25 protein-coding genes and 1 tRNA gene are annotated in these 25673 nt (G+C 62.0%); 11 read left to right on the top strand and 15 right to left on the bottom strand.

Annotated features, from left to right (window positions below; all coding sequences use genetic code 11):
- Position 1: 1 nt before the first annotated feature.
- From hybA to G5253_RS00235, 10 genes are all read left to right on the top strand, one after another.
- Entirely contained in the window at positions 2–1048 is a 1047-nt protein-coding gene (hybA, locus tag G5253_RS00280; protein ID WP_266133955.1) for a hydrogenase 2 operon protein HybA, read from the top strand.
- Positions 1041–2228: a Ni/Fe-hydrogenase cytochrome b subunit gene (gene hybB / locus G5253_RS00275; RefSeq protein ID WP_266133956.1), complete on the top strand. Its 1188-nt coding sequence runs from the start codon at positions 1041–1043 to the stop codon at positions 2226–2228. Before hybA ends, hybB begins: the two co-directional genes overlap by 8 nt.
- Positions 2225–3928 carry a hydrogenase 2 large subunit gene (gene hybC, locus G5253_RS00270; RefSeq protein ID WP_266133957.1) on the top strand — a complete coding sequence of 568 codons (1704 nt, stop codon included), beginning with the start codon at positions 2225–2227 and terminating at the stop codon, positions 3926–3928. Before hybB ends, hybC begins: the two co-directional genes overlap by 4 nt.
- The gene (locus tag G5253_RS00265) at positions 3928–4458 is read left to right on the top strand and encodes a HyaD/HybD family hydrogenase maturation endopeptidase (protein ID WP_266133958.1); all 531 of its coding nucleotides are present in this window, start codon (positions 3928–3930) and stop codon (positions 4456–4458) included. The genes hybC and G5253_RS00265 overlap by 1 nt, the downstream gene beginning before the upstream one ends.
- Entirely contained in the window at positions 4440–4979 is a 540-nt protein-coding gene (gene hybE, locus G5253_RS00260) for a hydrogenase-2 assembly chaperone (RefSeq protein WP_266133959.1), read from the top strand. The genes G5253_RS00265 and hybE overlap by 19 nt, the downstream gene beginning before the upstream one ends.
- A 131-nt stretch (positions 4980–5110) precedes the next feature.
- Positions 5111–6721, top strand: a complete 1611-nt coding sequence (locus G5253_RS00255; protein WP_266133960.1) for an ABC transporter substrate-binding protein — start codon at positions 5111–5113, stop codon at positions 6719–6721.
- Complete coding sequence (locus G5253_RS00250) at positions 6706–7716, top strand: ABC transporter permease (RefSeq protein WP_266133961.1); 1011 nt, start codon at positions 6706–6708, stop codon at positions 7714–7716. The genes G5253_RS00255 and G5253_RS00250 overlap by 16 nt, the downstream gene beginning before the upstream one ends.
- Complete coding sequence (locus G5253_RS00245; protein WP_266133962.1) at positions 7706–8518, top strand: ABC transporter permease; 813 nt, start codon at positions 7706–7708, stop codon at positions 8516–8518. The genes G5253_RS00250 and G5253_RS00245 overlap by 11 nt, the downstream gene beginning before the upstream one ends.
- Positions 8512–9300 (top strand): ATP-binding cassette domain-containing protein, encoded by a 789-nt coding sequence (locus G5253_RS00240; RefSeq protein ID WP_266133963.1) that lies wholly within the window; start codon positions 8512–8514, stop codon positions 9298–9300. Before G5253_RS00245 ends, G5253_RS00240 begins: the two co-directional genes overlap by 7 nt.
- On the top strand, positions 9300–9941 hold the full coding sequence (locus G5253_RS00235; protein WP_266133964.1) for an ATP-binding cassette domain-containing protein: 642 nt from the start codon (positions 9300–9302) through the stop codon (positions 9939–9941). Before G5253_RS00240 ends, G5253_RS00235 begins: the two co-directional genes overlap by 1 nt.
- A 351-nt stretch (positions 9942–10292) precedes the next feature.
- On the opposite strand, the gene hypB is transcribed toward G5253_RS00235, so the two are convergent.
- Positions 10293–11171 (bottom strand): hydrogenase nickel incorporation protein HypB, encoded by an 879-nt coding sequence (gene hypB / locus G5253_RS00230; protein ID WP_421202623.1) that lies wholly within the window; start codon positions 11169–11171, stop codon positions 10293–10295.
- Between hypB and G5253_RS00225 the strand changes: the two genes are divergently transcribed.
- Positions 11052–11426: a hypothetical protein gene (locus tag G5253_RS00225; protein WP_266133965.1), complete on the top strand. Its 375-nt coding sequence runs from the start codon at positions 11052–11054 to the stop codon at positions 11424–11426. The two genes, hypB and G5253_RS00225, sit on opposite strands and share 120 nt — an antisense overlap.
- Here G5253_RS00225 and hypA read toward each other — a convergent pair.
- The 14 genes from hypA to G5253_RS00155 form a co-directional block, all read right to left on the bottom strand.
- Positions 11404–11745, bottom strand: a complete 342-nt coding sequence (gene hypA, locus G5253_RS00220; protein ID WP_005345210.1) for a hydrogenase maturation nickel metallochaperone HypA — start codon at positions 11743–11745, stop codon at positions 11404–11406. The two genes, G5253_RS00225 and hypA, sit on opposite strands and share 23 nt — an antisense overlap.
- 69 nt (positions 11746–11814) lie before the next feature.
- Positions 11815–12819, bottom strand: a complete 1005-nt coding sequence (gene hypE, locus G5253_RS00215; protein WP_236317687.1) for a hydrogenase expression/formation protein HypE — start codon at positions 12817–12819, stop codon at positions 11815–11817.
- Complete coding sequence (hypD, locus tag G5253_RS00210; protein ID WP_266133966.1) at positions 12816–13928, bottom strand: hydrogenase formation protein HypD; 1113 nt, start codon at positions 13926–13928, stop codon at positions 12816–12818. The genes hypE and hypD overlap by 4 nt, the downstream gene beginning before the upstream one ends.
- Complete coding sequence (locus G5253_RS00205) at positions 13922–14173, bottom strand: HypC/HybG/HupF family hydrogenase formation chaperone (protein WP_033115859.1); 252 nt, start codon at positions 14171–14173, stop codon at positions 13922–13924. Before G5253_RS00205 ends, hypD begins: the two co-directional genes overlap by 7 nt.
- Before the next feature lie 5 nt (positions 14174–14178).
- Positions 14179–16617, bottom strand: a complete 2439-nt coding sequence (gene hypF / locus G5253_RS00200; RefSeq protein WP_266133967.1) for a carbamoyltransferase HypF — start codon at positions 16615–16617, stop codon at positions 14179–14181.
- Positions 16614–18539 carry a selenocysteine-specific translation elongation factor gene (selB, locus tag G5253_RS00195; protein WP_266133968.1) on the bottom strand — a complete coding sequence of 642 codons (1926 nt, stop codon included), beginning with the start codon at positions 18537–18539 and terminating at the stop codon, positions 16614–16616. Before selB ends, hypF begins: the two co-directional genes overlap by 4 nt.
- A 4-nt stretch (positions 18540–18543) precedes the next feature.
- Positions 18544–20022 (bottom strand): L-seryl-tRNA(Sec) selenium transferase, encoded by a 1479-nt coding sequence (gene selA / locus G5253_RS00190; RefSeq protein ID WP_266133969.1) that lies wholly within the window; start codon positions 20020–20022, stop codon positions 18544–18546.
- Between the two features lie 314 nt (positions 20023–20336).
- Positions 20337–20428, bottom strand: a tRNA-Sec gene (locus tag G5253_RS00185).
- A 213-nt stretch (positions 20429–20641) separates the two neighbouring features.
- Positions 20642–21133, bottom strand: coding sequence for a hydrogenase maturation peptidase HycI (gene hycI / locus G5253_RS00180; RefSeq protein ID WP_203119027.1), 492 nt, complete (start codon positions 21131–21133; stop codon positions 20642–20644).
- On the bottom strand, positions 21133–21546 hold the full coding sequence (locus tag G5253_RS00175) for a formate hydrogenlyase maturation HycH family protein (protein WP_005351509.1): 414 nt from the start codon (positions 21544–21546) through the stop codon (positions 21133–21135). Before G5253_RS00175 ends, hycI begins: the two co-directional genes overlap by 1 nt.
- Positions 21539–22354: an NADH-quinone oxidoreductase subunit B family protein gene (locus tag G5253_RS00170; protein ID WP_266133970.1), complete on the bottom strand. Its 816-nt coding sequence runs from the start codon at positions 22352–22354 to the stop codon at positions 21539–21541. Before G5253_RS00170 ends, G5253_RS00175 begins: the two co-directional genes overlap by 8 nt.
- Positions 22355–22359: 5 nt before the next feature.
- Positions 22360–22911 carry a formate hydrogenlyase complex iron-sulfur subunit gene (locus tag G5253_RS00165; protein WP_266133971.1) on the bottom strand — a complete coding sequence of 184 codons (552 nt, stop codon included), beginning with the start codon at positions 22909–22911 and terminating at the stop codon, positions 22360–22362.
- A 9-nt stretch (positions 22912–22920) separates the two neighbouring features.
- On the bottom strand, positions 22921–24639 hold the full coding sequence (locus G5253_RS00160; RefSeq protein WP_266133972.1) for an NADH-quinone oxidoreductase subunit C: 1719 nt from the start codon (positions 24637–24639) through the stop codon (positions 22921–22923).
- A gap of 80 nt (positions 24640–24719) precedes the next feature.
- The gene (locus G5253_RS00155; RefSeq protein WP_017408180.1) at positions 24720–25673 is read right to left on the bottom strand and encodes a respiratory chain complex I subunit 1 family protein; all 954 of its coding nucleotides are present in this window, start codon (positions 25671–25673) and stop codon (positions 24720–24722) included.

The following is a 25673-nucleotide window of genomic DNA, read 5'->3' as shown; positions in this document are numbered from 1 at the left end:
CGTGAACAGACGAAACTTCCTCAAATTTGCCTCCGTCGGTGCACTGGCGGCGGGCACAGCCGTCTCCGGCAGCGCATTGGCGGCGGCCGAGAACAAGCCGCCCATTCCCGGCGCGCTCGGCATGCTCTACGACTCTACCCTCTGCGTCGGCTGTCAGGCCTGTGTGGCGGAGTGTCAGCGCCTCAATGGCAATCCTGTCAACCCGGCAGGGGCGCAGACCTGGTCCAACAACGACAAGCTGACCCCCTACACCAACAACATCATTCAGGTGTGGAAAAGCGGCACTGGCGAGCACAAGGATCAGCTGGTGGATGGCTATGCCTACATCAAGAAGCAGTGCATGCACTGCGTCGATCCCAACTGCGTCTCTGTCTGTCCGGTGCAGGCTCTTAAAAAAGATCCCAAGACCGGCATCGTTCACTACGACCCGAGCGTCTGCACCGGTTGCCGCTACTGCATGGTGGGTTGCCCGTTCGATGTACCCAAATATGACTATGACAATCCGCTGGGGGCGATCCACAAGTGCGAGCTCTGCAACCAGAAGGGGCTTGAGCGAATTGATCAGGGCAAGTTGCCTGGGTGTGTCGAGGTGTGCCCCACCGGCGCCGTGATCTTCGGCACCCGCGAGGAGCTGATGGCCGAGGCCAAGCGTCGTCTGCTGGCGACTCCGGGCAGCGAATATGCCTATCCGCGCCAGACCCTCTCTGCCAACGACCCTTACCTGCACGAGGTGCCCAACTACCAGCCTTACGTCTATGGCGAGAAGGAGGGAGGCGGCACCCAGGTGCTGGTACTGGCCGGGGTGCCCTATACCAAGCTCGACATGCCCGACTTGTCGGAGCTCTCCTCCGGTGCCCGCTCCGAGCATATCCAGCACACCCTCTACAAGGGGATGGTGCTGCCCATGGTGGTACTGACCGGCCTCTCGGTGCTCATTCGCCGCAACACCAAGAATGGTCACGAACACCATCATGACGATGGCCATGATCAGGGGAGTGCGCAGATCAAGGATCAGGGCACCACAAAGGGAGGCAAGGATCATGAGTAATCACAAGGCACATCCCCTTGGCGGCAAGCTGGTGAGCTGGCCGGTGCTGGTGCTGGCACCCTTTGCGGTGCTGTGCGGCATGCTTATCCTCAAGCGCCTCATCTTCGGGTTGGGCTCGGTGACCGATCTGAACGGGGGTTATCCCTGGGGTCTCTGGATCTCCTTTGACCTCTTGATCGGCACCGGTTTCGCCTGCGGTGGCTGGGCGCTGGCCTGGGCGGTTTACGTCTTCAACCGGGGCGAGTATCACCCGCTGGTGCGACCGGCCCTGCTGGCGAGCCTGTTCGGTTATTCGCTGGGCGGCCTCTCCATCACCATTGACGTCGGTCGTTACTGGAACCTGCCGTACTTCTACCTGCCCGGTCACTTCAACACCTCCTCGGTGCTGTTCGAGACGGCGGTCTGCATGACCATCTATATCGGGGTGATGGCGCTAGAGTTTGCGCCGGTATTGCTGGAGAAGTTCGGCTGGAAGGCGTCACTCATTCGCCTAAACAAGATCATGTTCTTCGTGCTGGCGCTGGGGGCTCTGCTGCCCACCATGCACCAATCCTCGATGGGCTCGTTGATGATAGTGGCGGGGGAGAAGATCCATCCGCTCTGGCAAAGCTACGAGCTGCTGCCGGTCTTTTCGCTTCTGACCGCTTTCATCATGGGTTTTTCCATCGTGGTATTTGAGGGCTCTTTGGTGCAGGCGGGACTGGCGGGGCGGGGCCCCAACGAGAAGTCGCTCTTCTACAAGCTGACCCAGGTGATCGACATCTTCCTGATCCTGTTTGTGGCGCTGCGCTTTGCCGAGATCGTCATCCACGACAAGTCGGAGTATCTCTCCGAGTTCAATCGCTTCTCCATCATGTTCTGGAGCGAGATTGCGCTGATGATCTTCCCGCTGCTGGTGTTCCACTGGGACAAGAGCCGCCGGGATTCGCGCATGTTGTTCCTGGGGGCCCTCAGCATGCTGCTGGGCGCCGCCCTTTGGCGGCTGGATTACTCCCTGCTCGCCTTCAACCCCGGCAATGGCTACCACTACTTCCCCTCCGCGGAGGAGGTGCTGATCTCTCTGGGCTTTGTTGCCATCGAGGTGTGTGCCTATTTGCTGTTGATCCGGCTGCTGCCGGTACTGCCATCACTTGAACGTGTTCACCAAGATTATCAGGCCCGAGGGAAAGCCAACGTATGAGCCAACGTATCACCATAGACCCCATCACCCGCATTGAGGGGCACCTGCGTATCGACTGCGAAATCGAAGGCGGAAAAGTGACCAAAGCCTGGTCGTCCGGCACCATGTGGCGCGGGATGGAGGAGATCGTCAAGGGCAACGACCCGCGCGATGCCTGGATGATAGTGCAGCGCATCTGCGGGGTGTGCACCTCCATTCACGCCATCGCCTCGGTGCGGGCGGTGGAGAACGCCATCGGCGCCAAGGTGCCGGTCAACGCCCAGTTTATCCGCAACCTCATCATCGCGGCCCACAACATCCACGATCACATCGTCCACTTCTACCAGCTCTCCGCGCTGGACTGGGTGGACATCACCGCAGCCCTTGAGGCCAATCCGCAAAAAGCAGCGGACATGCTCAAGGGGGTATCAACCTGGTCTCTCAACAGTGCCGATGAACTGACCAAGGTGCAGGACAAGATCCGCGCCCTGGTGGCGAGCGGCCAGCTCGGCATCTTCGCCAACGGCTATTGGGGCCACAAGGCGATGAAGCTGAGCCCGGAGGTAAACCTCATCGCCGTGGCCCACTACCTGCAGGCACTGGAGTGCCAGCGCGATGCCAACCGCATTGTCGCCATCCTCGGTGGCAAGAGCCCGCACATCCAGAATCTGGCGGTGGGCGGCGTGGCCAACCCCATCAATCTGGATGCACCGAGCGTGCTCAACCTGGAGCGGCTGCTCTATGTGAAGAACTTTATCGACCGGCTTGGCGAGTTTATCGAGCAGGTCTACAAGGTGGATGCTGCCATCATCGCCGCGCACTACCCCGAGTGGCTGAACCTGGGGCAGGGGGCCAAGCACTACCTGAGCGTGCCGGAGCTCCCCACCGACGCCAACGGCGGCAGCTTCCTGATGCCGGGCGGCTATATCGAGAATGGCAATCTGGCGGGTTATCGCCCCATCGAGAGCCATCAGGATGGCTGGCTGATGGATGGCATCGCCGAGAGCAACAAGCACGCCTGGTACAAGGATGACGAGCCCCTCAAGCCGTGGGAGGGCAAGACCGAGCCGAACTACACCGGCTGGCAGGATGACGGCAAATACTCTTGGGTCAAATCCCCCACTTTTTACGGCAAGGTGGTGGAGGTGGGACCGCTCGCAGACTTGCTGGTGAAGCTCGCCGCCAAACACCCGGAGACGGTGGCGCATTTCGACCAGTTGAATGGCATCTACAAGGCGCTCACCGGCTCGGCCATCAAGACCGAACAGCTGCACTCCACCATGGGCCGCATCATCGGTCGCGCGGTGCGCTGCTGCGTGCTCAAAGATACCCTGTCAAATCAGTGGAAGGCGCTGGTCGACAACATCGGCAAGGGGGACACCACCGCCTATATCAAGGCGGAGATCCCGGCGGACAAGGAGTTTCGCGGAGTGGGCTTTGAAGAGGCACCGCGCGGCATGCTCTCCCACTGGATCGTCATCAAGGGCGGCAAGATCGAGAACTATCAGGCGGTGGTGCCATCGACCTGGAACTCGGGCCCGCGCAACTTCAACGATGAACCCGGCCCCTACGAGCAGGCGCTGGTGGGCACCCCGGTGGCGGATCCCGCCAAACCGCTGGAGGTGGTACGCACCATCCACTCGTTCGATCCCTGCATGTCCTGCGCGGTGCATGTGGTGGATACCCAGAATGGCGAAACAACTCAGGTGAAGGTGTTGTGATGAACATCCTGATCTTGGGCGTCGGCAACCTGCTCTTGAGCGATGAGGCGGTAGGGGTTCGCATCGTCGAGGGACTGGGGCGGGAATACCGTTTCGCCCCCGGCATCGAGCTGCTTGATGGCGGTACCGCCGGCATGGAGCTGCTCGAAGCGATGGCCAGTCGCGATCACATCATTCTGGTGGATGCGGTGCGAAGCGGTAATCCGCCGGGCACCGTAGTGACACTGAAAGATGAGGAGATCCCGACCCTGTTTGGCCGCAAGATCTCCCCTCACCAGCTGGGGCTGGCGGATGTGCTCTCGGCGCTGCACATGACAGGGGAGTCGCCCAAGCGGCTCACCTTGATCGGGGTCGAGCCCGAATCCCTCGAGCCCCGCATCGGCCTCACCCCTGTGGTGGCGGCTGCCATGGGGGAGGCGACGGATCGGATCTTGACCCTGCTGGCCAGTGTCGGTGCCCCCGCCATCCCGCTCTCTGAGCAGGAGAAAGCTAAACAAGCGCGGGAGGGCCTATGGCGCAGTCCCATTTAAGCGAGGTTGATAGAGTGCTGGAGAGAGTACCGGAGACGGCGCAGGAGTTTGCCGGTTTTGCCACCAATCCAGCACCCTTGCTGGTAGCCCAGTACGAGCGGATCGCTCGCGAAGAGATGCAGGCGTTGCCCTTCTATCACGCCAGCATGCCAATCGTTGCGGAGTGCACGTTGTTTGAAGATCAGTGGCTCGGCTGTGTGCTCACCCCCTGGATGCTGAGCGTGGTGGTGCTGCCGGGGCCGGATCAGCTTTGGCCGGTGCGCAGCAGCAGCGATCGGCTCGCCCTGCAGCTCCCCTGCGGCAACATGACCTTTATGGTGGGTGAATTGCCGGAGACGGGACAGCTGCTGGCCTGCTCCCTGATGTCGCCGCTCGATCCCCATCTCGGTGCTGATCAGGGTAGAACGCTGGTGAGCAGCACCCTCAAGATGCTGCTCTCCTTGCCGGTACAGCAAGGGGCTGGCGGCGTGGATCTGGGGCGCAGACGGTTATTCGGTGCCCGGCGCGGTCAACCGGCATAGTCGCTAGGTTTCACGCGAAATCAAGTTTAGAATAGGGGGCCATTTTGGCCCCTCACTCCCATGTTCAGACACGCATTCCGCCTCTTTTTTGAGTGATGATCCGTGAGTGGTACAAAACAAGAAGGAGCCCCATGACTGTTTCTCGCAATTCCCTTCGCCATTACGCTAGATCCAGCGCGAGCGTCCTGTTGACTCTGCTGCTGGGCACTGCCTCTCACGCGGCGCTGGCCGCAGCCCAACCTGTGCCTGCCGAGCTCAAGCTCGCCATCGGAGCTGAACCCACCGAAGGGTTTGACCCTCTGCTTGGCTGGAGTCACGGCAGCTATCTGCTGCTGCACAGTCCGTTGCTCAAACAAAACGCTGATCTCAGCTGGCAGAATGTGCTCACCCAGTCGGTGACCCCGAGCAAGGATGGCAAGGGGTGGCTCATTACCCTCAAGCCTGACCTGAAATTCTCCAATGGCGCGCCGCTCACCGCCGAAGATGTGGCCTTCACCTACAACAGCGCAGCCAAGGGCGGCGGCAAGATCGACATGGGCAACTTTGTCTCGGCCAAGGTGCTCTCGCCCACCGAGGTTGCCATCACTCTTAGCGCCCCCCAGAGCACCTTCGTCAACGTGCTGGGATCCTTGGGGATAGTGTCGAAGCAGGATTACGACGCAAAAGCATATGCCCAAAAACCGGTCGGTGCCGGCCCTTACCGGTTGGTGAGCTTCCTGCCCGGTCAGCAACTGGTGGTGGAGGCGAACCCCTATTACGCCGGTGGCAACAATGACTTCAAACGGCTGGTCTTTGTCTTTATCGATGAAGAGAGCGCCTATGCCGCGGCCCAGAGCAGCCAGCTTGATGTGGTGCGCATCGCCCCGTCGCTTGCGCCAACCGTGCCTGCTTCCCTCAAGCTCTGGGTGCGGCCGAGTGTCGAGAACCGCGGTATCGTCTTCCCCATTCCGCCTGCTGGCGGCAAGGATGCCAAGGGTTATCCCATCGGCAACGACGTGACCTCGGACGTGGCGGTGCGCCGCGCCATCAACTACGCCATTGACCGCAAGTTGCTGGCCGACCAGCTGCTGGAAGGACATGCCATCCCCGCCTACAGCGCGGTAGAAGGCCTGCCCTGGCTAAACAAGGCCACCGCCTTCAAGGATGGCGATGCGGCCCACGCCAACGCCCTGCTCGACGAGGCGGGTTGGAAGATGGGCAGTGACGGCATTCGCCACAAGGGCGACCTGCGCGCCGCCTTTACCCTCTGGTACACCAGTGGCGACAGCACCCGCCGGGATTTGGCGGAAGCGGTGCGGGCCATGCTCAAACCCATCGGTCTTGAGGTGAGCCTCAAGTCCGGCAGCTGGGAGCAGGTGGAGCGGGAGATGCACGCCAATCCGGTGCTGATGGGGTGGGGGAGTCTGGATCCCATGGAGCTCTATCACCACTACCAGAGCGGCTCCGGTGGGGTAGAGTTCTACAACCCTGGCTACTACAGCAACTCTGTGGTGGATGGCCACCTCAAGCAGGCGCTGGATGCTCCGAACTGGCAGGCGGCCGTGCCGTTCTGGCAGCAGGTGGAGTGGGATGGCAAAACCGGCGCCGGGGTACAGGGGGATGCCGCCTGGGCCTGGCTGCTCAATGTGCAGCACACCTATCTCGCCAACCGCTGCATCGACCTTGGCAAGGGGGCGCCGGAAATCCACGGTAGCTGGTCCCTGCTCAACAACCTGCAGGATTGGCGGTGGACGTGCCGTTAAGTTCGCCCTTGAGTCATTCAGGTTATCTGTTGCTAAAAGCCCTGCTGCGTCTGGCAGGGCTGCTCTGTCTGGTCTCGGTCGCCACCTTTGTGCTGCTGAGTTACTCCCCCATCGACCCCATCAAGGCCTATATCGGCAACGATCTGCTCCATGTGCCGCCGGAGCAATACGCCCGCATCGCCGCTCGCTGGGGGCTGGATCAACCGCTCTGGCTGCGCTACTGGCACTGGTTTAGCCAGGTGCTGCAGGGGGATCTCGGTTACTCCATGCTCTACAACGCGCCTGTGGGTGAGGTAATAGGCCAGCGCTTTGCTGCCTCCTTCCTGCTGCTGGCGGGTGCCTGGCTGCTCTCCGGCTTTTTCGGCATCCTGCTTGGGCTCTGCGCCGGTCGCTATCTCAACCGCTGGCCTGATCGTCTTATTTGCCGCTTTGCCTACCTGCTCGCCTCCCTGCCCACCTTCTGGGTCGGCCTGTTGCTGCTCGCCCTGTTTGCGGTGCACTGGCCGCTACTGCCGGTCTGCTGCGCCTGGACGCCGGGGCTGGCTGCCTATGAGGCGGATTGGGCCATGCGGTTGCGTCATCTGCTGCTGCCGGTCACCACGCTCGCTCTGCTCGGGCTGGGCAATATTGCGCTGCACACCCGGGCGCGGGTGGCCGAGGTGCTGGAGAGCGACTTTATCCGCTACGCCCGCGCTCAGGGGGATGGCGGCTGGCCCATGTTGCGCTTTCACGTGCTGCGCCACGCCCTGACCCCGGCGCTCTGCCTGCAGTTTGCCTCCCTTGGTGAGCTGATTGGCGGGTCGCTGTTGGCGGAGAAGGTCTTCTCCTACCCGGGGCTCGGCCAGGCCACCGTTGATGCGGGGCTCAGGGGTGATATCCCCTTGCTGATGGGAATCGTGCTTTTTTGCACCCTGCTGGTCTTTATTGGCAACACGGTGGCCAGTTTGCTGCTGGCCAGCATCAATCGAGGCTGGGAGGGTGAGCATGCTGTTTAATCCGTTTCCCTCCATACTGCGGCTGGTTTTTGCCCTGCTCGGATTGGCGCTGCTGGCCACTTACGGCTGGAGCCTCTCTCATCAGGATGTGCCGATGGATCTGCTGGCGCGCCAGCAGCCCCCCTCGCTGGCCCACTGGTTCGGCACCGATCAGATGGGGCGGGATCTCTGGTTGCGCGCCTTTCAGGGCACCCTCACCAGTCTGGAACTCGGCATCAGCACGGCTCTCTGCAGTGGCCTGCTCGCCATGGTGGCGGCAAGCGTATCGCTCATTCACCCCAGATGTGATGCGGCGGTGCGAATGGTGATCGACGCCATGCTGGCGCTGCCCCATATGCTGCTGCTGATCCTTATCTGTTTTACCGTGGGGGGCGGTATGCGCGGGGTGATCCTGGCGGTGGCGCTGACCCACTGGCCCAAGTTGGCGCTGATCCTTTGCGCAGAAGCGCGGCGGATCGCCTGCAGTGACTATGTGGTGCTGGCCCGCTGTCAGGGGATGGGGGCGCTGCGTCGCTGGCGCATCCACTTGTTGCCGGGGCTGTTGCCCCAGTGGTTTATCGGCACCTTGCTGATGTTTCCCCATGCGGTGCTGCACAGCGCGGCCTTGAGCTTTCTCGGCTTTGGTCTGGCGGCCCACGAAGCCTCGCTGGGCCTGCTGCTGGCCGATGCCCTGCGTTATCTGGCCGGTGGCGGCTGGTGGCTGGCCCTCTTCCCGGGGCTGATGTTGCTGCTGCTGGTTCTGCTGTTTGATCAGGCCACTCGCGCCTTGCAACAACTCTGGTTTGGGGGAGATACATGCTGAGCTTCGACCAGTTGACCATAGAGGCGGCCCACTACTCCTGGCTGGGGCGGCGCAGCTGGCAGCCTTTGCTGACCGATATCAGCCTGCAACTGGCGCCGGGGGAGATAGTGGCGCTGGTGGGGGGGAGCGGCGAGGGCAAGAGCCTGCTGTTGCAAAGCGCCCTGACATTGCTGCCGGACAATCTGCGCATGCGCGGCACCATTTCCCTCGATGGCGAGCCCCTGTGTGATGCCAGCCGGGCCCGTCTGCGCGGGCACACCCTCTGCTATGTGCCACAGGGGGTAAGCTCCCTCAATCCATTGCTGACGGTGGAGCGCCAGCTGGGCCGTGCGGCACGTCTCTGCGGCCAGAATTGTTCCCGCGAGCGGCTCGGCGAGCAGTTGCTGCGCTATCAGCTGCCCGCGACCACCCTAGACAGATTCCCGCGCCAGCTCTCCGGCGGCATGGCCAAGCGCATTCTGGCCTGCACTGCGGCGCTCGGCGGCGCCCGCTACATTCTGGCAGACGAGATCACCGCCTGGCTCGACGAGGGGCTGGCCTGTCTGCTGCTCGGCCAGTTGCGTGAATTGGCCAATCAGGGCAGCGGTATCCTCTGGGTGACCCACGATCTGGCGCTGGCGGCCCGCTTTGCCGATCGCATCGTGGCGCTGCATCAGGGGCAGGTGAGCGATACCTTGAGCTGCCACCATCTGCGCCAGGGGCAGGGGAGCGAGATGCTCCGTGCCCACTGGCAGGCGCTGCCGGAGTTCAATGCACTCTTCCCTGCGCCGGAGGTTTCCTGATGTTGGAAGTACGAAATCTCACTATCGCCCAGGGTGAACGTCCCCTCTGGCAGGGTTTATCGCTGACGGTGAAAGCGGGCGAACGGCTCGGCATCTCCGCCCCGAGCGGCCATGGCAAGACCACGCTGGGGCGGGTATTGGCGAGTTGGCAGCCTGTTCGGGCTGGCGGGCAGATCCTGCTGGATGGGCAGCCAGTACCTGAACAGGTAAAAGGTTATAACCCTATCCAGCTGGTGCCCCAGCATCCGGAGCTCACCTTCAATCCCTATCGCACCTCCGGGCAGGCGCTCTGGGATGTATGGCGCCCCGATGACGCCATGCTGACCCGCTTTATGGTCAAGCCTGCGTGGCTCAGTCGTAAACCCGGTCAGCTCTCCGGTGGCGAGCTGGCCCGCATCGCGCTGCTGCGCGCCCTCGATCCCCGAACCCGGTTGCTGATTGCCGATGAGGTGACTGCCCAGCTGGACCCGCAAATTCAGCGCCAGCTCTGGCGGGAGTTGATGATTGAGTGCGAGCAGCGCGGGCTTGGCATGGTCATCTTCAGCCACCAGCAGGCACTGCTGCGCCAGATCTGTCATCGGGTGCTGCGCTTTGGTGAGATGCAGCCCGTGACTGGTGTATTGGCTGAAAATGCGGCCTGAGGGTTAGTTCCCCCTCATCCCCAGCCCTTCTCCCGCAAGGGGAGAAGGGAGCAGAAGGTGCCATCTCACCCGCCCGGGGTTAGGGTTTGGAAAAATTCGGGGTTTGAAAATATGGCTGGTTGTTATGCTCGAAGCCTCCCTGAGGGGTTTGAGGGCGTCGTATAGCCGCGGCATCCACAAACCGGTTCCCTCTCCCTGGGGAGAGGGCTAGGGTGAGGGGAAGCGAGTGTGGGATGCTGGCCATTTTGGACGGATAGCATGACCGACAAGGTCTACAGATAAAAGAGAGGGAGGCATCAGCCTCCCTCTCTTGCTATCCGCTGTTGGTAACGGCATTTAACCGGTTCTGGTTCAGGCCGTGGCCAGCCAGTTCAGCCAGGCATCCATCCCTTCGCCTGTGGTGGCGCTGACCTGGATCACCTGGATATAGGGGTTGACCCGTTTGGCGTTCTCGATGCAGCGGGCCACGTCAAAGCTGACATAGGGCAGCAGATCGATCTTGTTGATCACCATCAGCTGGGCGGCGGCAAACATGTCCGGGTATTTCAGCGGCTTCTCTTCCCCCTCGGTGACGGAGAGGATCGCCACCTTGTACTTCTCGCCGAGATCGAAGCTGGCGGGGCAGACCAGATTGCCCACGTTCTCGATAAAGAGGATGCCCCCTTGATTGGCGGGCAGCTGGTGGCAGGCGTCGTGGACCATTTTGGCGTCCAGATGGCAGCCCTTGCCGGTGTTGATCTGCACGGCAGGGACGCCAGTAGCACGAATGCGATCCGCATCGGCGCTGGTCTGCTGATCCCCTTCGATCACCGCGCAGGGGCGTTTGTCGGCCAGTTGGCGCAGAGTTTCGCACAGCAAAGTGGTTTTGCCTGAACCCGGGCTAGAGACCAGGTTAAGCACCAGCTGGTCTGCGGCAGTGAAGTGTTCGCGGTTGTGGGCCGCCAGCGCGTTGTTCTTGGCCAGCACATCCATCTCGATGGCGATCAGCTGGCGCTGCCCCATACCGGGCACCGACAATCCCGCTTCCCCTTTGCCATAGTGCAGATCACCCTGCTGGTGGTCATGGTCATGGTCATGGTCATGGTCATGGTCATGGCAGTGATCATGGGGATGCGTGTGGGAATGGCCGTGCTCATGAGATTGGGCATGATCATGATGATGGTCGTGGGGGTGATCATGGTGGTGCTCATGGTGGTGCTCATGGGGGTGATCATGACCCTCTTGGCTTATGGGAGCTCGCACCCCGTGGTAGTGGTGATGGACATCCCCCTGATGGTGATAGTGGTGGTGAATGTTCAGGGTGCGCGGCGCACTCTGCTCGTGATCATGATGGTGATGGGCGTCATGACCATGATGGTGGTCGTGCTCATGGCCATGGTGATGTTCATGTTCGTGATGATGCTCATGATCCTGCTCATGGCCGGCGATCCGCGCCTGGCCGCATCCGCATACGCTACACATATCAACTTACCTCGATGTCGGTGATGCGCAGGCTATCACCCTGCGCGACTCGTAATTTGTATCCGCCACACTCGGGGCAGGCCTGCCCGCGCTCGGTGAGGGTGACCGTCTTGTTGCAGTCGTAACACCAGGCCTCTGCCGCCTGGTGCTGAAAGTGCAGTTGGGCCCCCTCGACGGCGGTGCCCTTGGCGGCGGCCTCGAAACAGAAGGCAATGGTGTCCGGGTCGACGCAGGAGAAGCTGCCGACCTCGAGCCAGAGGGCGGTCACCCTGGTAAAGCCCCGCTGGGTGGCCTGTTCAGCCGCCAGATCGATGGCGGCCATGGCCAGAGACATTTCGTGCATGGTGGCTCCTTAACCGATATGGGGAGGAGCAGTGACTCCTCCCTGTAAATGACGGAACGGCATGGCTGCTCAACAGATCCGCGGCAGCAGCTCCCCTTGCGGCAGCTCCAGATAGCGGCGGCTGCCCCAGGGGTTGTTGAGGATCACCTTGTGGCGATCGCTCGCCTGCACCACGCCGATCTGGCTGGCGGCGGGGTTGAATTGCCGCAAGATGCCCAGCGCGTCCTGCGCCTGTTCGGCAGGCAGGGCCAGCACCATGGTTCCCTCGTTGGCGAGATCATGGGGCTCGAAACCGTAGAGCTCACACAGGCCGCGCACCGGATCGCACACCGGAATGGCTGACTCCTCCAGCTCGATGGCAACACCGGAGGCGCTGCTCCACTCGTTGAGCACGGCGGCAAGGCCACCGCGGGTGGCATCGCGCAGGGCGTGAGGGGTAATCCCCGCTTTTAGCAGCGCTTCTACCTGCGGCCATAGGGTGGTGCAGTCGCTCTTGAGATCGGAGCCCAGTTGCAGGGCGTCACGGGCCATCAGGATGCAGGCGCCGTGGCTGCCGATATCCCGCGACACAAGAATGGCGTCACCGGCTTTGAGGTTGCGTACCGAGATGCCCCGGCTCTGCTCAGGCCGCGGAAAGGTGCCGACCCCGCTGGTGTTGATGAAGATCTTGTCGGCCGCCCCCTTGGGCACCACCTTGGTGTCGCCGCAGACGATGCGGGCACCGCTCTTGGCAAGCTCGGCCGCCATCGACTCGACGATGCGGGCAAGATCGGCGTAGGGGAAGCCTTCCTCGATGATAAAGCTGCAGCTCAGATACTCGGGCTTGGCCCCCATCATGGCGAGATCGTTGACCGTACCGGCGATGGCCAGCTTGCCGATATCGCCCCCCTCGAAGAAGAGCGGCGAGACGGTAAAGCTGTCGGTGGTGAAGGCAACGGGGCCGTTTACCGGCAGCAGGGCGGCATCTTCACCGCGCAGCAGGATCTCGTTGCCAAAGTGGCGAAAGAAGAGCTGATTGATCAGCTGGTTCATCTCCACACCGCCGCCGCCGTGGCTTAACTGAATTTCTCTCATTGGATCCCCATATATCGGTAGTAGGCATTGCAGGCCCCTTCGGAGCTGACCATGCAGCTGCCCATGGGCTGGGTCGGGGTGCAGCCCCGGCCAAAGACTTTGCACTGGTTCGGTTTGGCCAGGCCGCGCAGGATATCGGCGCACTGGCACGCCTTGTGGTCATCGATGGGAGTCTGATTGAGCGCGAAGTGGCGCTCCGCATCGCGTTTGGCAAAGGTATCGCGCAGGCGCAGGGCGGAGGCGTTGATATCCCCCAGACCTCGCCAGCGAAAGTGCTCGCGGGTCTCGAAAAAGCGCTCGACCAGCCGCTGGGCGGCTTTATTGCCGCTGGCGGTGACGGCGCGGCTGTATTGCACCTCCAGCGCGTAGCGACCCTCCACCTTCTGGCGCACCATCATCAAGAGCGCCTCCATCACATCCACCGGCTCGAAACCGCTCACCACCACAGGCACCTGATAACGATCGACGATGGGCAGGTAGATATCGGCGCCGGTGATGACGCTGACGTGGGAGGGGCCGATAAAAGCGTTCACCTTGGCGACCCCGTCGGCCATCACCGCATGAATGGCGGGCGGCACCAGCACATGGTTGATATGAAACAGCAGATTCTCGACCTCTTGCTCTTCAGCGGCAGCCAACAAGGCGGCCGTCATCGGGGTGGAGGTCTCGAAACCGATGGCGAAGAAGACCACGGTTTTCTCCGGATTCTCACGGGCGATACGCAGGGCATCGAGGGGGTCATAGACCGGGCGGATATCGCTCCCCTTGGCCCGTTGCTGGGCCAGCGTGCCCCTGGATCCCGGCACCCGGATCATGTCCCCCAGGGTGACCAGAATGACGTTCGGTTGGCAAGCCAGCTCGATGGCCTGATCGATGCGCTCTTTGGGCATGATGCAGACCGGGCAGCCGGGGCCGTGAACGAACTCGATGCTGGCCGGCAGCAGCTGGTGCAGGCCGTACTTCATGATGGTGTGGGTATGGCCGCCACACACCTCCATCACCCGCAGCGGTTCGGGCAGATCTTTGGCCAGTTCGGTGATCTGGGCGGCGAGGGCGCGGATCACCTCGGGTTGGCGAAAGCCCTGGAACAGGTCATTCAAGGTCAGCATGGCAAGATATCCTGTTTGGGCATCAGGGCCACCATCTGGCGGAAGCTCTCGAGGCTGGCCTGCGCCTCCGCTTCGTCAATCTTGCTCATCACAAAGCCGATATGGAGCAGCACATAGTCGCCCACCTGGAGGGGCTCTTCGAGCAGCATGCAGCTGACGCGCCGTTGCACCCCCAGGGTGTCGACGGTGACGCAGTTATCTTCGGGGTGCAGTTGCACCACCTGAGAGGGGATGGATAGACACATGAATTTCAGGACTCCGACAAGGTGGCACAACCGGCTGTGGCAGGCTGGTGCATGGCAAGATGGTGGATGGCAAACCAGAGCTGACCGGCGGCGATGCCACCGTCATTGAGCGGCAGGGTTTCGCTGGTCAATACCTGCCGACCGGCCGCTTCGAGAGCGGGCACCAGCTGGTCCATCAGCACCCGGTTTTGAAAAACGCCGCCCCCCAGCGCCACCGGATAGCCGGGGAAGCGCTCGGCAAGGGCGATGACCAGATTGCTGATGGCGCGGATAAAACCGGCAGCCAGGCTGGCGGTTGAGGTGCCTTGGCGCCGCTCGCTGACAAGGGTATGGATCAGCTTGGCCCACTGGATCTGCAGTGGCCCCTCTGTTGATTGGCTGAGATCAAAGGCGAGGGGGAAGGGCGCTTCATCGGGGGCCTGCTGCAAGGCGGCAGCCTCCAGCAAGAGTCCCGTTTCGCCCTCGTAATCGGGGGTGCCGATTACCCCCAAGAGCGCTGCCACCGCATCGAACAGCCGGCCGATGGAACTGGTGTAAGGGGCGTTGCGACCCAGCTGCCAGAGCTGGTGCAGGTTGCAGATCCGTTCAGCTGGCAACTTGTTGATCAGCGGAATATCGAGGGCGCTGATCTGCTCAGGAGTGTGCGATTCAAACAGCAGCCCCAGTAGCTGGCGCACCGGCTCGCGGATGGCTGCCTCGCCGCCGATCAGCTTGAAGGGGGCAAGGTGGGCAACCCGCTCAAATCCCTTAACGTCTGCGATCAGCAGCTCGCCGCCCCAGAGGGTGCCGTCATCGCCAAGGCCGGTGCCATCGAAGGCCACCCCCAGCACCGGGCCCGTGATGTCGTGCTCGGCCATCACCCCCAGCAGGTGGGCGTGATGGTGCTGTACCTCGAGATGGGTGGCATTCTGATCGCGGCAATAGCTTTTGGCCCACTGGTGGCTGAGGTAGCCGGGGTGGCGATCCGAGACCAGAACTTCGGGCTTGAGATCGTAAAGATCGCGAAAGGTCGCCAGGGTCTGCTCGAAGTGGCTCTGCATCGGCAGGCTGTGCAGATCGCCGATATAGGGGCTGTAGATGCGCTGGCGGCCGAAGGCCAGTGCCAGCTGGTTCTTCTGTTGCGCCCCGACAGCCAAGAGCGGCACCCTGACCGCCTCTTGCAGGCTGGGGGTGCAGGGGGCATAGCCCCGGGCGAGGCGCAACGTCTGGCGTCGCCCGCCTGCCCACTGCACCAGACTGTCGTCGCAGGGGTGCAGGATGGGGCGGTTGTGATCCAGGATGCCGTCAATCTCGCTGCCGAGCTCCCTGACCACCACCTCGGATTCGATAAGGATTGGGCTGCCGCGACCATTGGCGCTGGTGGCCACCAGCGGCATGGCGCAGGCGTCCAGCAGCAGCTGATGAAGCGGGGTATAGGGGAGCATGACCCCAAGGTAGGGGATGCCGGGGGCGATCCCCTCGGCCAGCGGTGCGGTTGCAAGTAGGGATTCTGAGAGCCGATCATCATTTTTGCGCTTGCGCAGCAAGGTGATGGGTCTGGCTTGGGAGGTGAGCAACTTCCACTCTTCTTCGCTTCCGGTGACATGCAATTTGGCCTCGGCAAGGGAGCCCATCATCACCGCCAGTGGCTTGCGCGCGCGCCGCTTGAGCGTTCGCAATCTGGCAACACTCTGTTCATTGCGGGCATCACACATCAGGTGATAACCCCCCATCCCCTTGACCGCGATAAGCTTGCCTGCTTGCAGGGCGCTTGCAGCTGCTTGCAGGGCATCCTCGCGCTCAGCCAGCGCATCGCCATAGCCGCTGCGCCAGCTGAGATGGGGCCCGCACTCGGGGCAGCTCACCGGCTGGGCGTGGTAGCGTCTGTCCAGCGGGTTTTCATAGGCCGCCGCGCAGTGCGGGCACATGGCAAAGCCTGCCATGGCGGTATGGGGGCGGTCGTAGGGGAGGCGGCGGATGATGGTGTAGCGCGGGCCGCAGTGGGTGCAGTTGGTAAAGGGGTAGTGGTGGTGGCGATCGTTGGGATTGGCCACGTCCCGGGCGCACGCCTCGCACATCCCCTGATCCGGCGAGATGGCGACCGTTGCAGAGCTCTGCTGCTGGCTCGCTTTAATTCGAAACTGGCCATGAAATTGGCCATCGAAGTCGGGATCATGAGCAAGGGGCAGCTCCCGCTCGCTGAAATGATCGATGCGGCTTAAGGGCGGCGCCAGTTCCCGCAGTTCGCGGGCAAAGCTGGCGAGCTGCTCGGGCGATCCTTCGGCGCCAATGGTGACGCCGTTGGCATCGTTCAACACATAGCCGGCAAGGCCGTGGCGCAGTGCTAGCCCATAGACGAAGGGGCGAAAGCCGACCCCCTGCACGATACCGTCGATATGAAATTCGCGGCGCAGCCGGTTGGCCACAGGATTAGCAGAGCCAGAGGGGGCGATGGTGGCGCTCATGCCGGCTCCATCTCATCTTGAGTCTGCGGCAAACGCAGTACTCGGCGCTCGTTCTCCTCGCGCCGCACCCAGCCATCCATCTCCATGCGCAGGCAGAACGGAATGGCGTATTTACGGGACAAGCCGGTGATCTCCTTGAGGGATGCCATGTCGATCAGATCTCCCACCTGCTGGCCCGCCAGCACGGCGGCGACCATCTGGTTGTAAAGCTCGGCGTCGTAGTAGATGGGGCCATCGAGCTGCACCAGATACTTGAGTCGTGCCAGATTGCGCAGCTGCTTTTGCAACGCGCCTTTTTGCAGCAAGCCCTGCTGCAGGGCGGCGGGCAGCTGGCGGGTGATAAAGGGGTCCAGCTCCACGCCGCCGGGGCCCAGTTTACCGGGCTCATAACCCTCCTTGCCTTGATCTCGCACCACCTTGAGCACCAGCTGCGCCTCTTCCCCCAAATCATCTTCCGACTCGCCGCTGCCCTGCTGCCACTTGTCATGGTGCAGGCGAACAAGCTGCTCGCTCTTGAGCTGCTGGAGCAGGGCCTGAGTGACTGGCAGGGCGATGCCAAAGCGGGTCGCCAGCTCGGCGGCGCTAAGCGGTTCGCTGGCCAGCGTAGCCAGCAGCTGGTCGCGGCTCTGGGCCAGCCAGCAGCTATCTAGCAGCCAGTCACCGAGGGGGGTGATCTGCTCTGGCTGCTGGTCAAAGCGGCTGGCAAGCACATAGCCATTGAGCCCCAGTTGCAGGGTGGCCGGGTTGTAGTGCTCCAAGTCATCAGGCAGTTCGCCCAGCAGGGCGTGCAGCGCCTTGCGTCTGGCGGGGTGGATGTCGCCGCACCAGACGATGCGGGCGCCGTGCAGCAGTTCGCTGCTGCCGTGGCGAATGATGGCGAGCGGCTGGCCAAAGAAGCAGGGGATGGGGCTGGTAAAGATCAGCCGTACCAGCCGGGTATCCTTGATGGGCAGCCCTTTTATAGGTGCCTCTTTTATCGGCACACAACGGGCTCGGCCATGCCAGCTGCCAAGGGCCACCTCGACCTCCTTGTTGTGCAGAGAGGGGCGCAGCGCCTTGCCGCTCAGGCTCTCGGCGTTGAGTCGCACGATAAGGTGGGTTGCCGCCTCGCACTGGCCAGCGGCGCTGGTAAGGCAGTGGCCGCGTGCCACCTCCTTGTGAGGCACTTTTTTAAGGCCCACCGCCACCCGACAGACGGCGCCAATCTCGTCGACGCTCTGGTGATAGGCCTGCAGGGAGCGCACCTGCACCTCCCGATCGGCGGGGTAGAGGCGCAGCTTGTCCCCCACCTTGAGGCAGCCCTGTTGCAAGGTGCCGGTGAGCACTGTGCCGGTGCCATTGGCGGTAAAGACTCTGTCTACATACAGTCGCGGGGCGCTCTGCTCGCGGGTAGCGTGTGAGGCTGGCAGATCGGCAAGCTGGCGCACGATGGCGGCGTGCAGGGCAGTCATATTCTCGCCGGTTTTGGCGCTGACGCTGACGATATCGGGCACCATGCCGCTCTCGTCCATCACCCGTTCCAGCAGGCTCTCTTCCAACAGCAAAAGCTCGTCGGGGGAGACCAGATCGCACTTGTTGATGCAGACCAGCAGGCGTGGCACCCCCATCGCCTTGAGCAGGCGCAGGTGATCGCCGGTCATCGGCATCCACCCCTCGTCGGCGGCGATGACCAGCAGCACCAGATCCAGACTCCAGAGCCCCGCCACCATATTGCGGATATAGCGCTCGTGACCGGGTACATCGATGACGCCGATGGTGTTGCCCTGACCGTCGTCGAAGTGGGCAAAGCCGAGATCCTGGGTCATGCCGATGGCCTGCTCGTGGGCGCGGGCCGTGGTGATGCCGGTGAGGGCCTTGATAAGCAAGGTCTTGCCATGATCCACGTGGCCGGCAAGGCCGATAACGGCGCGATAGGGGGTCATGGGATCAGGGCTCCTCGGTCGCATTTGTTGCATTGAACGGGGCGAGGAGCAGCAACTCCTTGAGTTGGGCGATCAGCAGTTCCATCTCGGTCGGCAGCAGGGTGGCCATATTGAGCAGCACCTTCTGCTGGCGCACCGTGGCGATGACAGGGACGGGGAGTTCGCGCAGGGCGTCGAGCAACTGCTGGGCCGGGCGCGGGTCGGTGCATTCGAGCGCAGGGGCCGGGTAGAACTCGTCCGGCAATGTGCCGCCGCCCACCACCAGCTGGGCGGGAACCGGCACAAAGGAGCCGGGCAGGGCGGCCATCAGCTGATCTGCGCGGGCCTGCATGGCGGCCGGATTGCTCAGGGTGCGCTGGGCGATACCCTCGCCGACGGGAGATTTGTTGAGCTTGTGGATGAGCAGGCGTTCGAGCAGGGAGTAGACGATGCGGCTCGGGCGGAAGGTGCGCATCATGGGGTGTTTTTCCAGCCGCTTGATAAGGTCGCTGCGGCCACTGATGATGCCCGCTTGCGGGCCCCCCAAGAGCTTGTCGCCGGAGTAGCAGACCAGATCTGCCCCCGCCTTGATGTACTGCCGTACCGAGGTTTCATCCGGTGCAAACTCTTCGGTGGTCAAGCCCGACCCCTGATCCACCGCCAGCACTACATGTTCGGGCAGGGCGCGGGCCACCTCGCCGATATCGGGGGATTCAGTAAAGCCGCGAATGGCGAAATTGGATCTGTGCACCATTAGTACCAGCGCGGTCTGATCGGTGATGGCATCGAGGTAATCTTTGGCGGTAGTGATATTGGTAGTGCCCACCTCCACCAGTTTGGCACCGGAGAGCGCCAGAATATCGGGAATGCGAAAGCCGCCACCAATCTGGATCTGCTCGCCGCGCGAGACGATCACCTCGCGCCCCTTGGCCACCTCCTGCAGCAGCAAAAAGAGCGAAGCGGCGTTGTTGTTGACCACCAGCGAATCCTCGGCCAGGGTGAGGCAACGGAGCAGGGGGGCGATCAGCCCCTTGCGCCCGCCGCGCTTGCCGGTGGCGAGATCCAGCTCCAGATTGTTGTAGCCGGTGTTGAGATCCCGCACCTCGTCCCACAGATCGGCACTTAACGGCGAACGCCCCAAATTGGTATGCACCAGGGTGCCGGTGGCGTTGATCACCCGGGTTTGACGCTGGCGCAACTGCTGTTGGCAGCGTTTGGCAATCAGCGCCTCGATCTGCTCGGGGGCGACGCCGTGCTGGCGAAAATCTTCGCTCTGGCGCAGCTCGCTCAGGGTGTCGCGCACCGCCTGAGTCACCAGCGGGCGGCTCAGCGCTTCGATAAACCCGGCGAGAAAGGGTTGCTGCAGCAGCTGTTCCACTTGCGGCAAACGGCGCGTTGGTTGCTGGCTGGGCTGTTGCTGTGAATCTGGCAGTGAATCGTCGGCAGCCGTACCTGATGCGGGCTGGCGGTGGGGGATGGCTGACGCGTGAGACGAGTTCGGCATGGGATTACCAGTGCAGTGCGTGGGTTCGGGATGCGCACCGGTTTGCCGATAGAGAGGCCGAGCTGACGGGTTATGGCACTGCTGGCGATTTGCGGATGAGTGCAAACTGGGTGCATTAATGAGCGGGTATAAATTAATGCTGCATCGATGCTGATAAATTAATTTTTGGCCAGCGAGATAACCTGAGTTCGGATTATATTGGCAAGCGGCAAGCACCTTTTTAAAGGTATTACTTCAAACATATTGAACAAACAATGGAAATAACATCCAGGCCGAAAAATTCAGCGGGAGAGTATTTGTTCAATAGATAAATTTGGCGGAAGAGGCAGGAATCGAACCTGCCAAAGCCTTCTCGGCTCACATCGGTTTTGAAGACCGAGGAGGCCACCAGACCCCATCAACTTCCGTAATGGTCGCCATTTTGTGGCAAATTTCTGTGACTGGCAACGCTTTTTTTGTCATAAAAAAGCGAGAGTTAGCGATTTTTTGAAAAAATCAAAGAACCTTGTTTTATATCAAGTCCAGCACAATTAGCCCGATGTTTTTAATTTAACATCGGGCCTCGATCACATTGCCGTAACCGTCGGTCAATAACGGTCGTTAACAACTCGATAAATAATCACCGCTTGGCGTTGGCAATATTCCACTGATCCAGTTTATCTATTAACAGACTGGTGTCACTGGCGGCATCAAGATGCTGATAAAGATAATCCATCGCCTCGCTCACCATCTCGGTCATCGGGAAGGAGAACGCCACGATGGCCGGTTGTACCCCGACAAAGATCACCTCGGGGACAAAGGTCTTGAGCTCGTCGATCAGGAAATTGAGCGGCATATTGTGGGTCGAGAAGATAAACATCTCGGCGATGGTCTCGGGGGGGATCACCTGCAGGGTCCCCGCCTTCTCGCCGATCTCGGCGGCATCCACCAGCACCACCCGCTCCGGTTGCAGTTCCCGCACCTTATAGACCACATTTTCCGGCGCGATGCCGCCGTCGATATGGATCCAGCCGGGTAGGGGGGCGGCTTGCAGTTTGTCGGCAAGATAGGGGCCGGCACCGTCGTCCCCCATCATGGCATTGCCCACGGTCAACACGAGATTGCAGCCCATCAGCGGCTCCTTACCATCAGGTACATATGGGGGTCGTTAAAGAGGGCGGTGAGCTGATCCATAAAGGTATTGGTCCAGCCCAGCTCCTGCTCATCGAGCAGATTGTCGGCTTTGCGCAGTCGGTCGAAGGCGCAGGCCAGCATATGGCAGTGCTCGCGATAGATGGTGATCTCGCCAAAGGTGAGAAACCCCTCCATCTTGCGGCGCGCTTCGCTCCCCTCTGGCAGCTTGGCTACCCAGTCGCGATAACCGGTCAGCGAGCAGACCAGGTCTGCTCGCAGGCAATCGACAATGCCGAGGTGGTGGCCGATGGCGAGGCTGTAGTACATCACCTCCCTGGCCTCTTCCGGCACGTCGAACTGCTCGTCGACGAACTTGCGCGAGAGGCGATAGAAAAAAACCTCGTCAGCCATGCACCGCCTCTCCCTTGCCGGCTGCCCGGTTGAGGCAGGCGTTTGCGAGGTTGTTGACGATCTCCGAGAGGCGCGGATCGTCGTGCTGATCGAGGTAGCTCTGGATGCGCAGATCCACATCCTGCTGGGTCGCCCCTTCGAGAAGGGCCATAAACTCGTCGGCGATGATCCGCCCCTGCCGGTAACCGGCCATGCGGCGCGCTTCGCGTTCGATCATCACCCGGATTTCGTTGGGGATGCCGGTGTGGCGCAGTTCGACCCGCTCACCCGGTTGCACCTCGTGGCTGGTGGCTTTGAGTTTCTGCTCAAGCAGACCGAGCGCCACGGCAAAGCCGTAGATGGTGGCCGCCGGTGTCGGAGGGCAGCCGGGAATATAGACATCCACCGGTACGATTTTGTCGGTGCCGCCCCAGACGCAGTAGAGGTCGTGGAAGATACCGCCGTCACAGCCGCAGGCGCCGTAGGCGATGCAGATCTTGGGATCGGGCGCCGCCTCGTAGGCGCGCAGGGCCGGTACCCGCATCGCCCGGGTCACCGCGCCGGTAAAGAGCAAGATGTCGGCGTGACGGGGAGAGGCGACCACCTTGATGCCGAAACGCTCGGCATCAAACAGCGGGGTGATGGTGGCGAAGATCTCGATTTCGCAGGCGTTGCAGCCGCCGCAATCGACCCGGTAGACATAGGCCGAGCGGCGAATGTCCTTGAGCAGGGTCTTCTTGAGTTTGGTGATCTCGGGATCCTGTGCCAGCGGCACGGCGCGGGTATGGGCATGGCCGACAGCCGGTTCTATGCCTTTGATCTTGCTCATCACATCTACTCCTTTTGTGCGGCCATCGGTGTGGCTATCGGTGTGATCAGGGCCGAGTCAGGCTGGCTCAGCATGCTCTGTTTTCGTTTGCAGTCGGGGCAGTGGTGCAGCCTTTCCGGGGTCGCGAGCGGCGTGCCCGCCTGCTTGAGGGTGTCCTCCACCAGCGCCACCAGCTTGCTCGGGGCAAAGTAGGTGCCGCACAGGGTGCAGGGGGCCAGCGCAAAGCGGGCCTCCTCATAAAGGTCGGCCTTGTTGGTCACCGCCAGCTCGAACTCGGGGGAGAGGGCGATGGCGCGGGTCGGGCAGACCTCCTCGCAGCGGCCGCAGAAGATGCAGCGCGCCATGGAGATCTCCCAGCGCCGTTCGCCGGTCTCCATGTCCACTTCCATCACCAGCGCATTGGCCGGGCAGGCCTTGGTGCAGGCGGCGCAGGCGATGCACTGATCCGCCTGATATTTCGGTTTGCCGCGAAAATCCCGGTTCACATCAATAGGGGCGAAGGGGTACTTGGCGGTCGGGGTGCCAGCCTTGAGGATGGTCTTGAACAGCTTGATCATGATGACCCCTTATTTCAGCGGAGAGTTTTTGCGATCGATGCCGTAGCGCTCGATCTCCTTGTAGGAGACCACGGTGGATTTGCCCTTCTTGGGGTCGACCAGGGTGACCCGGTCGGTACAGGAGTAGCAGGGATCCAGACTGCCGATGATGAGCGGCGCATCCGCCACGGTATTGCCGCGCAGCATGTAACGCAGGGCAGGCCAGTTGGCGTAGGTGGCGGCGCGGCAGCGCCAGCGGAACAGCTTCTGGTTGTCCCCGGTCATGCTCCAGTGGACGTTCTCGCCGCGGGGCGCCTCGGTAAAGCCCAGCGCAAACTTGCCCGGCTGGTAGGTGAACCCTTCGGTCAAAAGTGGCCCTTCCGGCAGGTGCTCAAGACCAAACTCAATCATGTCGAGGGAGTCGTAGAGCTCGTGGATGCGCACCAGCACCCGGGATTGCACGTCGCAACCCGCCTTGGTCTGGATCTCCATCGGCAGCTCGCGGTAGCCGGCAAAGTCGTGGACCCGGCGCACGTCACGCTTGAAGCCGCTCGCCCGCACCATGGGACCGACGCAGCTGAAATCGCGGGCAATTTGCGGCTCGAGCTTGCCGATACCGATGAGGCGGGAAGAGATGTTGGCGGTATCCAGCAGCATGGCCACCAGGGGTTTGAGCTCATCACGCAGCTCCCGTACCAGCTGGGCACCCTTGATGCGATCTTCCTTGAAGATGTCGCGGCGCACCCCGCCAATCAGGTTGAGGCCGTAGGTCTTGCGTGCGCCGGTCAGCAGCTCGGCCAGGGTCATGGATTTCTCCCGCACCCGGAAGAACTGCATGAAGCCGGTGTCAAAACCGGTGAAGTGGCTCGACAGGCCGATGTTGAGGATATGGCTGTGCAGGCGCTCCACCTCCAGCAGCACGGCGCGGATCATCTTGGCCCGCTCGGGTACCGGAATACCCATGGCGTTCTCCACCGAGGTGGTGTAGGCGACGCTGTGGGTAAAGCCGCAGATGCCGCAGACCCGGTCGGTCAGAAACGCCACTTCGTTATAGCCCATCCGGGTTTCCGCCAGCTTCTCCATGCCGCGATGGACATAGAAGAGGCGGTAGTCGGCATCGATGATGTCTTCGCCATCGACGAACAGACGAAAGTGGCCCGGTTCGTCCGAGGTGATGTGCAGCGGGCCGACCGGCACGATGCGGTTGGCATCACTGCCCAGCTCGTTGACGAAGGGGTAGATCTCGGTGTCGGTGGTGGGCATCGGGCGCTGGCGGTAATCCATGGCGTCTTTGCGCAGGGGATGGATATCCTCCGGCCAGTCGTCCGGCAGTACCAGACGGCGTTCGTCCGGCAGACCGATGGCGCGCAGGCCGTACATGTCGCGGATCTCCCGCTCGCCCCACACCGCCGCCGGAATGGTCGGGGTGATGGAGGGGTACTCCTGGGTATCGGCATCCACCAGCACCTTGACGGTGATCCAGCACTTGGTGTCGCCCTCCATGGAGAAGACGTGGTAGACGGCGAAGTGGCCGTTGAGGCTGCGCTCGTCATTGGCAAAGGAGAGCGGAAGCCAGCCCCCCAGCTGGTGGAAGATCAGGCTGGCGGTTTCGACCAGACTGGTGGGCTTGACGGTGATGGTGGCCTGATCGGCGGTTTGCCACTCCTCGTCGACGATGGCGTGGGGCAGTTGTGCTCGCACCTGCTGGATGTAGTCGCAGCCGATGCGATCCGAAATGGCGATGGTCATGCAGTTCTCACTTTAATGTTCGGGAATGAGCATTCACAAATGATGAAATCGGAAAAAGTTGCTGTGCTGGCGGGCATGATTCAGATCCCGACCAGATAGGCGAGCAGCGCCAGCAGGGCTAGCCCCAACCCGTAGCGGGTGAGCTTGTGGGTGCGCACGAACTGGGTACGGGCCATGGCGTTTTCGATGATGCCAGCCAGTAAAAAGGCCACCAGCAGCTTGCAGGCGAGGATCAGTGCCGCGCCGATGAGCGCAGGCAGACTCCAGTTGGCCGCCTTGCCGAAGGGGAGGAAAATCACCAGAAAGAGCTGCACCACTACCAGCTGCTTGAGGCCGATGGAGAGCTTGAGCAGGGCGAGGCCCGCACCGGAATACTCGGTGAGCGGCCCCTCTTGCAGCTCCTGCTCGGCTTCGGCGCAGTCAAAGGGCAGCTTGCCCATCTCGACAAACACCGCGAAGGCGCAGGCGGCACCCGCCAAGAGGGTGGCGATGGGCGCGGCCAGCGGCTGGGTCGCTACATAGCTGCTGATATTGCCCAGATCCGAGCTGCCCACCATCATCGCCATGATGAAGCAGGCGAGCACCAGAATGGGCTCCACCAGAATGCCGAGGGTCAGTTCGCGGCGGGCGCCGATCCCTGCAAACATGCTGCCGCTGTCGAGCCCCGCCAGCGAAAAGAAGAAGCGGAAGATGGCGAACAGATAGATGTCGGTGATGAGATCCCCGGCGATGGGGAAGGGAGACTCGTGAGTCAGGGTCGGCAGCGCCATCCCCACCAGCAAGAGGGCGGCGATGAGCAGCGCAGGCATCAGGTTGAAGATGATGCCGGCAGGCTCGGGGGTCACCTCCTGACGGCGCAGGAGCTTGGCGATATCCCGGTAATCCTGCAGCAGGCCCGGCCCCTGACGGGAGTGCATCTTGGCTCGCAGCACCCGGTTGAAACCGGTGGCGAGCGGCGCCAGCGCCAGCATGGCGATGGCCTGGGTCAGGGCGAGGGCAACCATGCCCCAGCTCGGCATTTCAAGAACAGGCAT

It is taken from the genome of Aeromonas sp. 602658 (genome assembly GCF_049173005.1).
Lineage (GTDB): Bacteria > Pseudomonadota > Gammaproteobacteria > Enterobacterales > Aeromonadaceae > Aeromonas > Aeromonas veronii_A.
This window is presented reverse-complemented; position numbering and strand designations above follow the sequence as displayed.

Bases quoted from the DNA above. Each gene is read 5' to 3' on its own strand.
- hybB (WP_266133956.1), top strand. From the start codon at position 1,041: ATGAGTAATCACAAGGCACATCCCCTTGGCGGCAAGCTGGTGAGCTGG.
- hybC (WP_266133957.1), top strand. From the start codon at position 2,225: ATGAGCCAACGTATCACCATAGACCCCATCACCCGCATTGAGGGGCAC.
- G5253_RS00265 (WP_266133958.1), top strand. From the start codon at position 3,928: ATGAACATCCTGATCTTGGGCGTCGGCAACCTGCTCTTGAGCGATGAG.
- hybE (WP_266133959.1), top strand. From the start codon at position 4,440: ATGGCGCAGTCCCATTTAAGCGAGGTTGATAGAGTGCTGGAGAGAGTA.
- G5253_RS00255 (WP_266133960.1), top strand. From the start codon at position 5,111: ATGACTGTTTCTCGCAATTCCCTTCGCCATTACGCTAGATCCAGCGCG.
- G5253_RS00245 (WP_266133962.1), top strand. From the start codon at position 7,706: ATGCTGTTTAATCCGTTTCCCTCCATACTGCGGCTGGTTTTTGCCCTG.
- G5253_RS00240 (WP_266133963.1), top strand. From the start codon at position 8,512: ATGCTGAGCTTCGACCAGTTGACCATAGAGGCGGCCCACTACTCCTGG.
- G5253_RS00235 (WP_266133964.1), top strand. From the start codon at position 9,300: ATGTTGGAAGTACGAAATCTCACTATCGCCCAGGGTGAACGTCCCCTC.
- G5253_RS00225 (WP_266133965.1), top strand. From the start codon at position 11,052: ATGCGTGTGGGAATGGCCGTGCTCATGAGATTGGGCATGATCATGATG.
- hypA (WP_005345210.1), bottom strand. From the start codon at position 11,745: ATGCACGAAATGTCTCTGGCCATGGCCGCCATCGATCTGGCGGCTGAA.
- hypE (WP_236317687.1), bottom strand. From the start codon at position 12,819: ATGAGAGAAATTCAGTTAAGCCACGGCGGCGGCGGTGTGGAGATGAAC.
- hypD (WP_266133966.1), bottom strand. From the start codon at position 13,928: ATGCTGACCTTGAATGACCTGTTCCAGGGCTTTCGCCAACCCGAGGTG.
- G5253_RS00205 (WP_033115859.1), bottom strand. From the start codon at position 14,173: ATGTGTCTATCCATCCCCTCTCAGGTGGTGCAACTGCACCCCGAAGAT.
- hypF (WP_266133967.1), bottom strand. From the start codon at position 16,617: ATGAGCGCCACCATCGCCCCCTCTGGCTCTGCTAATCCTGTGGCCAAC.
- selB (WP_266133968.1), bottom strand. From the start codon at position 18,539: ATGACCCCCTATCGCGCCGTTATCGGCCTTGCCGGCCACGTGGATCAT.
- selA (WP_266133969.1), bottom strand. From the start codon at position 20,022: ATGCCGAACTCGTCTCACGCGTCAGCCATCCCCCACCGCCAGCCCGCA.
- hycI (WP_203119027.1), bottom strand. From the start codon at position 21,133: ATGGGCTGCAATCTCGTGTTGACCGTGGGCAATGCCATGATGGGGGAC.
- G5253_RS00175 (WP_005351509.1), bottom strand. From the start codon at position 21,546: ATGGCTGACGAGGTTTTTTTCTATCGCCTCTCGCGCAAGTTCGTCGAC.
- G5253_RS00170 (WP_266133970.1), bottom strand. From the start codon at position 22,354: ATGAGCAAGATCAAAGGCATAGAACCGGCTGTCGGCCATGCCCATACC.
- G5253_RS00165 (WP_266133971.1), bottom strand. From the start codon at position 22,911: ATGATCAAGCTGTTCAAGACCATCCTCAAGGCTGGCACCCCGACCGCC.
- G5253_RS00160 (WP_266133972.1), bottom strand. From the start codon at position 24,639: ATGACCATCGCCATTTCGGATCGCATCGGCTGCGACTACATCCAGCAG.
- G5253_RS00155 (WP_017408180.1), bottom strand. From the start codon at position 25,673: ATGCCTGTTCTTGAAATGCCGAGCTGGGGCATGGTTGCCCTCGCCCTG.